The sequence below is a fragment of the Bacillus sp. XT-4 genome (assembly GCF_050864245.1).
Classification (GTDB): Bacteria; Bacillota; Bacilli; order Bacillales; family Bacillaceae; genus Bacillus; species Bacillus altitudinis.
Map to the genome: position 1 here is coordinate 1 of NZ_JBPAFI010000014.1, position 11,000 is coordinate 11,000.

12 protein-coding genes are annotated in these 11,000 nt (G+C 32.6%); 8 read left to right on the forward strand and 4 right to left on the reverse strand.

The window, feature by feature from the left end:
- From ACRRMM_RS19000 to ACRRMM_RS19020, 5 genes are all read left to right on the forward strand, one after another.
- A partial coding sequence (locus ACRRMM_RS19000; RefSeq protein ID WP_432450927.1) for an arsenate reductase occupies window positions 1-317 on the forward strand: 317 nt, incomplete at its 5' end.
- A 375-nt stretch (window positions 318-692) separates the two neighbouring features.
- Window positions 693-1,325, forward strand: coding sequence for a hypothetical protein (locus tag ACRRMM_RS19005; protein WP_409362682.1), 633 nt, complete (start codon window positions 693-695; stop codon window positions 1,323-1,325).
- Complete coding sequence (locus ACRRMM_RS19010) at window positions 1,318-3,195, forward strand: hypothetical protein (RefSeq protein WP_432450928.1); 1,878 nt, start codon at window positions 1,318-1,320, stop codon at window positions 3,193-3,195. The genes ACRRMM_RS19005 and ACRRMM_RS19010 overlap by 8 nt, the downstream gene beginning before the upstream one ends.
- A gap of 15 nt (window positions 3,196-3,210) precedes the next feature.
- The gene (locus ACRRMM_RS19015) at window positions 3,211-4,209 is read left to right on the forward strand and encodes an ATP-binding protein (RefSeq protein WP_409362680.1); all 999 of its coding nucleotides are present in this window, start codon (window positions 3,211-3,213) and stop codon (window positions 4,207-4,209) included.
- 23 nt (window positions 4,210-4,232) lie between these two features.
- Complete coding sequence (locus ACRRMM_RS19020) at window positions 4,233-5,699, forward strand: TniQ family protein (protein ID WP_432450929.1); 1,467 nt, start codon at window positions 4,233-4,235, stop codon at window positions 5,697-5,699.
- 7 nt (window positions 5,700-5,706) lie between these two features.
- On the opposite strand, the gene ACRRMM_RS19025 is transcribed toward ACRRMM_RS19020, so the two are convergent.
- Window positions 5,707-6,255 (reverse strand): recombinase family protein, encoded by a 549-nt coding sequence (locus ACRRMM_RS19025; protein ID WP_034325122.1) that lies wholly within the window; start codon window positions 6,253-6,255, stop codon window positions 5,707-5,709.
- Between the two features lie 241 nt (window positions 6,256-6,496).
- Complete coding sequence (locus ACRRMM_RS19030) at window positions 6,497-6,841, reverse strand: helix-turn-helix domain-containing protein (protein WP_058838670.1); 345 nt, start codon at window positions 6,839-6,841, stop codon at window positions 6,497-6,499.
- Window positions 6,842-6,978: 137 nt separating this feature from the next.
- Here ACRRMM_RS19030 and ACRRMM_RS19035 point away from each other — a divergent pair, with 137 nt between their 5' ends.
- Both ACRRMM_RS19035 and ACRRMM_RS19040 read left to right on the forward strand, forming a co-directional pair.
- Window positions 6,979-7,983 carry a DGQHR domain-containing protein gene (locus tag ACRRMM_RS19035; protein WP_247721865.1) on the forward strand — a complete coding sequence of 335 codons (1,005 nt, stop codon included), beginning with the start codon at window positions 6,979-6,981 and terminating at the stop codon, window positions 7,981-7,983.
- A 238-nt stretch (window positions 7,984-8,221) separates the two neighbouring features.
- Window positions 8,222-8,725, forward strand: a complete 504-nt coding sequence (locus ACRRMM_RS19040; RefSeq protein ID WP_409362678.1) for an arsinothricin resistance N-acetyltransferase ArsN1 family A — start codon at window positions 8,222-8,224, stop codon at window positions 8,723-8,725.
- Between the two features lie 30 nt (window positions 8,726-8,755).
- Here the strand turns inward: ACRRMM_RS19040 and ACRRMM_RS19045 are convergent, their stop codons facing one another.
- Together ACRRMM_RS19045 and ACRRMM_RS19050 are read right to left on the reverse strand one after the other, a co-directional pair.
- Window positions 8,756-10,054, reverse strand: coding sequence for an NAD(P)-binding domain-containing protein (locus ACRRMM_RS19045; RefSeq protein ID WP_432450930.1), 1,299 nt, complete (start codon window positions 10,052-10,054; stop codon window positions 8,756-8,758).
- Window positions 10,055-10,113: 59 nt separating this feature from the next.
- Window positions 10,114-10,437 (reverse strand): ArsR/SmtB family transcription factor, encoded by a 324-nt coding sequence (locus ACRRMM_RS19050; protein ID WP_034325125.1) that lies wholly within the window; start codon window positions 10,435-10,437, stop codon window positions 10,114-10,116.
- Window positions 10,438-10,637: 200 nt separating this feature from the next.
- On the opposite strand from ACRRMM_RS19050, the gene ACRRMM_RS19055 reads away from it, so the two are divergent.
- Window positions 10,638-10,985, forward strand: coding sequence for an ArsR/SmtB family transcription factor (locus tag ACRRMM_RS19055; RefSeq protein ID WP_432450931.1), 348 nt, complete (start codon window positions 10,638-10,640; stop codon window positions 10,983-10,985).
- Window positions 10,986-11,000: the final 15 nt, after the last annotated feature.

Below are 11,000 nucleotides of genomic sequence, written 5' to 3' on the forward strand. Positions count from 1 at the left end.
ATAGTGCTGGTATCGAAGCTCATGGATTAAATCCGAATGCTGTAAAAGCAATGAAAGAAATAGGGATTGATATTTCTCATCAAACGTCTGACCTGATTGATCAGAAAATATTGCATCACGCTGACTTAGTCGTCACACTATGCGGGGACGCAGCTGATAAATGCCCGATGACTCCACCTCATGTCAAACGTGTCCATTGGGACTTTGATGATCCAGCAAAAGCAGAAGGAACAGAAGAAGAGAAGTGGTCATTTTTCCAAAGGGTAAGAGATGAAATTGGAGATCGATTGAAACAGTTTGCTGAGACTGGAAAGTAGTGCTGCGTTTGAGTCGATTGAATATAAAATCTAATAATAATGTACAAGAAGGTAAATGTAGATCCATTGTATGACTTTATAAACAATAGTGAAATAAGGATTCCACAATTTAAAGGATCCACTTTTATCTTCTTTTTATGGAAGGTAAAAGTGGATCCTTTATAATTTTAGAAGGCAAAAGTGGATCCATATTGAATGACTGGGAACTCAAAAATTGAAACTTTATATGTTAACTAAACCAACTTTAACCTCTTAACTTTTTCATAAAATTATTATTATCACTAGATTTATTGTTAGATTATTATGAATATTTATAGAAGGTTAATGTAGAAGGTTGTCGAAATTTATATATATCTAGTTAAAGGATGTGAGTATATGTATTCGCCCATTAACATTAAAAGAAGCAGCAAATTCGGAAATAATTATTGGGAAGCATACAGTCCTAAATTAAAAAGGAATGTTCGTTTGTTCAGTGATCTAGAATATGATTTTTGGGTTCTTATTGAAACAGACCCTAAAATCCTCACTTTTTGCGAAAGACCTTTTGAAGTTAAGTATTTCAATAAAAATAACAAGGTTTTAAAAACATATTTTAATATGTGGGTGAAGTGGAGGAATGGTCATGAGGAATTCATAGTGATTAAATATTCAACAAATATTATTTCAACAAATGTTAAAATCCTAGAACAATGGTGTCAAGAACACAAGAAAAACTTTGCAATACGCTCCGAAAAAAATATAAGAGGCAATACTGTCCTACTAGAAAACATGAAATTATTATTACCTTATCTTAGTAATAGGTGTCATCCCATTGAAACAGACCTTTATGTAATAAAACAAGAAATTCAAAGAAACAAACATTCAGTTGGTTATTTAGAAGATCGTTTAAGTATTGGTTCTTCTAGAATTAAAGAAGCGTTATTTCATCTCTATAGTAAAGGAATAATCGATGCTAATCTGCAATGTACTCCTTTTGGAGAGAATTTGGAGGTGTGGACTATTGAGTAGGAACCGTTTTTATGAGAATGAAGACATTCCTTCAGATCTGTTAGATACTTCTTTATGGCCAAAAGTGTTAGTTGATCAGTTAGATGAATCATCGAAATCAATTTTTTTAAGTAGAAAACAAGCTGTTGAGCTTTATTTAAAAAATGAGAAAACATTGACTGAAATACGAGATCTTACTGGTATTACACGAGCGAATGTTCGGAAATATACAAAACGTTGTTTAGAAACAGATAAAAACAATGAAATATGGGGTTTCCGCGCTTTAATTCCCTTTAAAACAACAAGAACATATCAACGCAAAAATTTAAAATCTGAAAGTTTCGCTGGATTATTTCAACAACTTCTTGATACCCATCCATTAATAGATGATATTATTCAAGACTATTGCAAAAAAAATAACCATATTAATAATAAAATCCTCCATAAAAAATTCTTAGACGCTTGTCGAAGTGTAGGGTTAACTTTAAGAGACTATCCCTTTAACACAGAAACAAATGGATTGAAAGCCCTCCAAATATACACTAAAACGATTAACAATAAAAATTTTGAAAAACAGGAACCTTATTCTTCTCACTCCATAATTAGTAGACCATTCCAAAAAGTTCAATTTGATGGTCATAGGATTGATGCTGTTATTGCTATCACTTTTAAAACTCCGGAAGGAGATGAAATTGTTGAAGTTATGAACAGAATCTGGTTGCTCGTAATTATTGATGTAGCTACCCGGGCAATTTTAGGTTATCACCTTTGTCTTAATAAGGAATACTCAGCAAATGATGTATTAAGGTGTATTAAAAATTCAATCGTTCCACACGAGTCAAAACCACTTACTATTCCAGGATTAAAATACTCCTCAAATGGGAGTTTCCCTTCAAAAAGTATTAAATCAACTCAATGGGGAATATGGGATGAATTCCACTATGATAATGCCAAAGCAAATTTATCAAATATTGTGAGAGATCGTTTAACACAAGTAATTGGATGCTCAGTTAATGCTGGACCAGTTAGAACACCTGAACGTCGAGGAATTATAGAGAGATTTTTTAGAACTCTCGAAGAAAACGGATATCATAAGCTCTCAACAACAACTGGAAGTCACCCTAAAGATCCGATAAGAAAGAATGCGGAACAAAAAGCAATTAAATATCGTATTTCAGCTGCACATCTAGAAGAAATAACAGAGGTTTTAATTGCAAATTATAACGGCACCCCAAACGAAGGTGTAAATAATTTGACACCATTAGAAGCTATAGAACAAAGGCTCTCAAGAGGTATGAATATACGACAAATACCTGAAGAAAAAAGAAGTGAGGTGATATTTTTTTATATGAAAGCCGAACGAACTATTCAAGGAAATAAAAATGGCAATCGACCACACATTAACTATGAAGGTGTAAAATATTACAACGAAATTTTATCACGATCCTTTGAACTGATTGGAACAAAATTGACGATTTTAGTGAATACAGAAGATTTGCGAATTGTGAAAGCTTTTTTACCTGACGGCAGCGAATTTGGAATGCTTACTGCATTTGGTAAATGGGGTGTTACTCCACATGATTTAAAAACCAGGAAAATGATTAATAAGCTGCGGAAAAGAAAAATGATCCATCTATTACAGGAAGACGATCCAATTGATGTTCTCACACAACATTTAGAAAAAGAAGCAAGAAAAAACAAAAACTCAAGAAATACACTTGCTACACTAAACCGATATATTGAAACTCATCAAAGTACCAATGATGTTTTAATTGAACCAATAGAAAAAGCTGATTTTGAACAAAAAAAGAATAACAATACCTTACCTTACAACAAAAATAAGCCTTCAGATGATTCATCACGAAGACTCACTAAAACAATCATGTATTAAATAGGGGGTGGTTACTTGAATACGAACGAAGAGAGAACAACTATGGAGTTCATGGATAGACCCTATGTTTCAAAGGGAAGTCATCCAGTGGAAAATGGAAGGTATTTAATCGCGACTAATGAAATCGATCGATTATACGACTCAATTTGCCATTGGATAAATAATCGTGCACCTGGGGCTATCGTCTATGGAAGACCTAGATTAGGAAAGAGCAAGGCCATTGAATATATCCGTAAAATATTAACTTCAGAATTTGATATGATGTTGCCAGTTTACAAAATATTATGTCGACACTACAAAAATGCAAATGAAGGTATCTTCTTTGAAGATATTCTAAAAGATATAGGGCACAATTTACCCTTCAATGGTAAGGCAAATATAAAACGTGATAGGCTCTCAAGATTTTTAATTGAGCAAGGGGAAAAGTCTAGACAACACAGAGTCATTTTATTCTTAGATGAAGCCCACAGGTTACAAGAATTACATTATGGTTGGTTAATGGATATATATAATGAATTAGATTTTGCAGGTGTCCACCTTACTGTTATATTAGTTGGTCAAAATGAATTACTTTATCAAAGAACAGCTTTTATACGAGCAAAAAAAGCTCAATTAATTGGGAGATTCATGGTTCATGAGTATGAATTCACAGGAATAAAAAATTTGAAAGATCTAAAACCCTGTTTATCAGGATATGATAATGAGTCTGAATATCCAATAGGTAGTGGTTGGTCATATGCAAGATACTTTTTTCCAACAGCTTTTAATGAAGGCTATAGATTAAACCAATGTGCTGAGGATTTGATGGAGGTATTTACTGAATTGCGAAGAAAAGCTGGTTTAACTAAGCCTGTGGAAATTCCAATGCAATATTTAACACTTACCATTGAATATGCCCTTAGAAAATTTGGAGCGAACGGAGAGAACCTAGAGTGGTTATCAAAAGCTCACTGGGAAGAAGCAATCACAAGATCAGGCTATGTTGAGTCAGAAATTTATTTAGACATTATATAAATTAGGAGTGAAAAAAATTCCGAATGAAGAATCAAATACACTTTTTAGAACCAAGCCCTCTAATAAAAGAATTCGCTTGGAATAATGATTGGATTGTACCTTTCGAATCCCCATGGGGGATATTCGAGAAATTTAAATATGCTAATCGTATAAAAAGTCAAGATATCTTCAACTTGTTCGGTACTCAACACTTAAAGAAATTAAAGTCCACTACAAAAAATAAATCGGCACGTAATTTAATTACACTTGAAGGACTAGATAATACGTCACTTATAAGAATTTTGAATTTTCAATTAAAGAGATATAATGAACATATTATTTCAAAACTTACTAACGTATTACCTGGCAATCAATCTATCTACTTTCATAAACATTTAAGATTCTGTCCAAAGTGTATAAAACAAGGATATCACAGCATTTATCACCAATTTAAATTAATGCATGTTTGCCCATTTCATATGGTCCCATTAACTTCAGAATGCCCGAAATGCAAAACGGCTTTTCTTTATGAAATCACAGATTCATTTACTCTTGAACCCTTTAGATGTGATTGTGGTTATTATTTATTTTCACCTAAGAAAGGGAAGAGTTACTCAGCAATTTGGAAGAAAAATAAAAAATTCAAAGTAACCTTAGAAATTTTGATGAGATGGGAAAAATTGAATTCATCAAGTATAGCTAACAAATTTCATATTCACTATCATCCAGAAATAGACTTAACCAATTACCAGGATGCTATGACAAAGATTTTAGAAGCTGCTGACCTCTCAACAAATACCGAACAAGGAACTACTCACAACATAATTAAATCAACACCCTTAATTCGAACATTACGAGAGGAACAGCACTATAGGTTTATTAAAAGAGATCAAACAAAGTCAATTGAAGAAACCAGCACATATGATAATACGAAAGAGATCTATCGTTTATCAAAAGCAACGTTAAACTCAATCAATAGACATCTAGAAAAAAGTATGTATAAACATAAAAAATGTATTAAAGATTGCACATCTCTTTATTTTTTCCATTCACCAAAAATTAATTGGATTTGTCCCGCAGCCTATGCATATGTTTTTTGGCAAGTATTTATAAAAGCAGAATTAAAATTTATTTGTACCAATGATGAAAGGAGAAGGTATAACCTTGGGTTGTATCATTCTAATTACGACTTCACACACTCCCAAGATATAACTTATATAAGAGATTTATATTGGTGGTTAGATAATCATTGTGATTGTAAACCTTCAGAAATAAACTGGGTATTGAAAAGAGTGCTTATTCATTTAAAGATGAATCATTTCAACAATTGGACACGAATAAGTATAGGCGGATCAAATGAAAGACGCTTTTATTACGAGCCTCCATTTAAGCTTGAAGGCTTACCATTTTATTTAATTTTAATCCCTAAAGATAAAAGTTTACCTTTAGAATTTCATTTTTGGGAAGAAGAAAGAGAACCATACTTAATAATTCATTCTAAAGAAGAGTAAACTTGTTTTACTCTTCTTTAATTGCTCTGTACAAGGTTGCTGGTGAAATACCCGTAATTTCCTGTATTTCTCGAACAGTCATTCTTTTGGAATGATATAATGCCAATGCTTGATTTAATTTCTGCTTATTAACTTTCGGTCTTCCACCTTTTCTTCCTCTAGCTCTAGCTGCCTTAAGCCCAGACAATGTTCGTTCTCGAATGATGTCCCGTTCAAACTCGGCCAAAACCGATAACATACCAAACATCGCTTTACCAGCTGCCGTACTTGTATCTAAATTATCTTGTATACTAATAAATTCAACATTTTTATTACGAAGATTTTCGGCGATCTCTATTAAACTTTTTGTTGACCTGGCTAAGCGATCTAATTTATAAACAACAAATTTATCACCAGCTCTTAGCATTCTTAAAGCATTCATTAGTTCAGTTCTATCATCTCGCGCACCTGAAACCTTTTCTTGGAAAATTTCATCACACCCAAATTCTGAGAGGGAATCTATCTGCAAGTTTAATGATTGATCAACTGTACTAACTCTTGCATATCCTATTATCAAAAAATCACCTCTTTTTTGTGAATATTCAATTAAATTATATCAAAAAGGTGCATTATTGACATATAGATATTGAGATAAGTTTTGATATAGAATTGCAACCTTAATACAAAAATTTTTGTTTTAAAAACAACATTATCAAAAACCATCGTTTTTGATACACGAAAAAGCGTGGTTAATATTTCCAACCCCGCTTTTGAAATTCGTCTGTATTTTTCCAAGGAAAATTCGTTTTTCCTTAATTTCACTTTTTGGTCTGTGAATCAATCGTTTCAAAAATTTCCTGAGATATTTTATTTATAAGCTCTACTTCAGAGTGAGATCGAGTAGAGAGTAAACTAACATGAGCTTTTAAATTTTCAAGCAAATTATCTTCTTCACTAACAGAAAAAAAAGTAGCTGGTTTAACTTCTAGTACCAGTAACAATTTTTCTAATGTGTCGAGTGTAATATTTCTTTCACCACGTTCAACACCTGCAATATAAGATGCTTGATGACCAGATTCTTCAGCAAACTTTTCTTGTGTCCATCCTTTAGCTTTTCTCAAACCTCGAAGACGTTGCCCTACGAAATTAATTAATTCATCCAACGTAATCACCTCTCTTTAAGCCTAGAGAGGTGGCTAACCTCTTAACAGATAACTAAAGTGTAAAATTACCATTGAAAAATAAACTTATAAGTACTATATTGAATTCATATTTTTGAATAAGTTCGGAGGTTTAGAATTTGACAACTAAGAAGGAACTATCTAACTCCATTGTCATAGAAAATGTAATTCAAGCAAAATTAAGAGGGAAGGTAGTTTATCAAAGTAGTGTTTCAGCTACAGAAGCTTTAAAAATGGTTTTTGTAAAACCATTTAATGATCCCTCTGGCAAAGGATATCAACGACCTGTCAGTTCCAAAAGATGCAAGGACTTTGTTGATTACTTATCTACGGGGGAAAATGCTCTTTTCACACCTATTTTAATTAATGCAGGAGGGAATTGGCAGTTTACAGCATACGATAGTCTAAGACCTTCTTTCGGACGCTTGATATGCAAAAAGAGAGGGTCACTTATGGATGGTCAGCATCGATTAGGTGGAATTAAGTTATATTTAGAAGAAACAAATGCATTCATTAATGTGCCATTTTTAGCTTTTCATTATTTAGAAGATGAAGAGGAGATCAGTTTATTTGATACTATTAACACTAAAGCTAAAGGTATAGGATCTTCTTTAAGCCGATACCTAAAAAGAGACTCAGAAGATTTGAGTTGGGTGGCAGCCCAACTTATTATCCATCCAGACAGTCCATTTCATGAATTAGGAACAATTGTAGGTCTGAGAACAACTTCTAAACGGGTTACTTTACAAAACATTTATAATACTCTCGTCTATTTAACAAAACAGAACAAACTATCTGAGTTGTCAAAAGAAAAATTATTAAGAGTATCTTTAATTTATTTTGACGAAATCAAAAAGCTGTTTCCTGATGATTGGGGTAACTATAAAGAATCAAAACTAACTCATATCGTTGGGATAAATGCTTTGTCGATAATAGGTTCAGAAATCTTGCCTAAAAGTTTAAATAATGAATCCATGCAAATAGACTTAAAAATTTTAAATTCATTCTTATACAAGCTTGAAAAAATTGACTGGTCTGTTCAAGGGGAAATGAAATATTTAAAAGGCGTATCAGGTTCAAAAACTTTAGCTAAAGAACTACTTAGTCTGTTAGATGAGAAATAAGAGATTCGCAAATTAACAAACTGTACTGCAGTTCATATGATTCACTCTAGTTTTTATTTTATGAGGCGCGTTGAAAAAGACCAAAAGAATAAAATCTTTTGGTCTTTTCATGCATTCTAAGTAAAACTTTGTAAAAACAAATTGACTTTAATCTATTTAATTGGTTACTTTATTTAATACCGAGACTTCAATCATTAAAAGAATACAAGATTTTTAAATTCACACTATAAAGATGGAGATGGGAAGTATGCTTAAAATTAGAGAAGCCAACAATTCTGATCTGATTGAAATATTAGATATTTATAACCAAGGCATTATTGATAAAATAGCCACTTTAGAAGTTGAAAAGAAAGATATCATTTACATGACAAAATGGTTCACTGATCGGTCTGAAAAATATAAAATTCTTGTTGCTGAATTAAATTCACAGGTAGTAGGGTGGGTGGCACTTAACCCATACTCTCATCGATGTGCTTATCAAGGTGTTGCTGATTTATCTATATATATCCGTCGTAATCAAAGAGGGAAGGGTATTGGTAAAGCACTCTTATCTAATATAGAAAAAGAAGCAGTTAAATCTCAAATACGTAAAATTGTCTTATTCACCTTCCCATTTAATGAATTAGGGCAAGGTTTATATAAATCAATGGGGTATAGGGAAGTCGGCATATTCAAAGAACAAGGGAAAATCGATAATGTTTATGTTGATGTAATGGCTATGGAAAAAATACTATCTAATTAAGCAGACCCCAAAAAGAGGTCTGCTTTTTATTTATTCATCAATACAACAAGACGTTTTCTCAACTTTAGGTTTTAAAGCAACTTTACAAACACCCGTTTCAGGTAACTTAAGTTCTACACGTTCAGCAGATTCTTTATCACCAGTCATATAAGCAACAACAGATCGAGCCTGCTCATAACCGGTGGCTAATAAAAATGTAGGTGCTCTTCCATAACTTTTGGAACCAATGATATAAAAGTTTGTTTCTGGTTGTCTCAGTTCTTTTTCACCATGTGGTCGTACAGTGCCACAACTGTGTATGTTAGGATCAATAAGGTCAGCTAGATCCCGCACGCACTCTAATGCTGAATCAAATGTATGGCGAATTTCTCTTAGGAACTTAAAGTCAGGTCTTGCCCCAGTATTCGCAATCACTTCGTCTATATTATCGATTGTTATTTTTTCTTTTTTCTGGATGCCAATGATTTTTAACTTGCTATTAAAAGTTTGTTCAATATTTTGAATCAACATTGAAGGGAAGATTCTTACTAATCCTTTATCTAAAATTTGTCTCAATCTAATGCCTAATTGACCTCTTGCAGGCAATTGATCATTGCTTTCTCCTCCGAATACCTCACTAATATCATGCTTTCTTAAAATCCATATAATTTCTGTGTTTTTTGATGTCTTTTTTAGCTCTGCCAGCTCAAGCAAAGTGTTTACAGCAGAATGACCACTGCCAACCACTGCAACTGTTTTATTTTGATACCGAATCAGATCACGATTTAAAACATCAGGAATGCCATAATAAATCCGATCAGCAACTCTTTTTTCATTTTCAGTCATAATCCCTTCAGCATTTATTGGATTAGGGTTTTGCCACGTACCAGTGGCATCAATAACCGCCTTTGCCTCGTAAGTTTTTTCTTCTTGATTATTTAATTTCACTCGAATGATAAAAGGTACTAGATCTCTATCTTTTGTTTTGACTTTATCAACACCTTTTTTGCCAATATGGAGAACTGGGCTATTTAAATAAATATGTGGTTTCATTTCTGGTAGTTCAGTTAATGGTTTTAGATATTGGGTAACAATTTCTTTTCCTAATGGGAGTTCATCTTTACAAGGAAGGGGGATCTGGTGTTTTTCTAGCAATTCCCTTGCAGCTTGATCAATATTAAACTCCCATGGTGAAAACAGGCGTACATGTCCATAATCTAAAAAATGATTCCCAATTTGTTTGCCTGATTCAAATAAGAGGAATGATTCATTTCTTTTAATAAGATGTGCAGCTGCGGCAATACCAACTGGGCCGCCGCCAATAATAACTACTGGTAAGTTTTTTTTCATTTTATGTAACTCCTTATAAATCAATTTTTTTTGATTAATTAGTTAAAAATAATCCCTTCCTAGCAAGAAGGGCGAAATAAGCAACATAGCTCTGGTGAAAGTAAATGATTCACTTCTTTTTCATTTAAGGAATAATAGCTCCATGTACCTCTTGTTTCTTTTGTGATTAAATCTGCATCTAATAAGATTTTTAAATGATATGACAATTTAGATTGTGTCATCTGAAATTGCTCAATTAGATCACAAACACAAGTAGGGCCGTTTTCGCAAAGAACGTTTAATAAATGCAGCCTTTTTTTATCAGATAATGCTTTGAACTTCAGTTCGTAATGCTCAAATGTATCCACTAGCTGTTTATTTTCTAAGGGAAAGGAAAGGGACATAGAATTCTCCTTTTTCATTAATCAATTTTTTTTGATGAATAAATCATAAAATAAATTAAAAAGAAAATCAATCGATAATTTTTACGAGAATAAATTTTTGTTTAAATTCATATAATTAATTGATTATATAAGTTTTCGGTTATATAATGTTGAAGGAGTTGATAACAAGGACCGTCACTTTTGAAAAGGGGGGAATCATTGTGACTGCAGATGTTTCAATTGGTGTGACAAATATGTCGAATTGTTTAAAAACACTCAGTGATCAAACAAGACTGATCATGATGAAATTGTTTTTGGAGAAAGAATATTGTGTGTGTGAACTGGTAGATATGTTCGAAATGAGTCAACCAGCTATTAGTCAGCATTTACGAAAATTAAAAAAAGCTGGATTTGTTCATGAGAACAGAAAAGGGCAGTGGCGTTATTATTCAATCAATAAACTGTCTCCAGAATTTGAGACGATTCGTACCATCTTAAATCAAATTAATAAAGAAGATGACCTTTTAAAAAGTATACAACATAAAGCAACAAACATTTCTTGTTCGTAAGGAGGGATGGGTTTG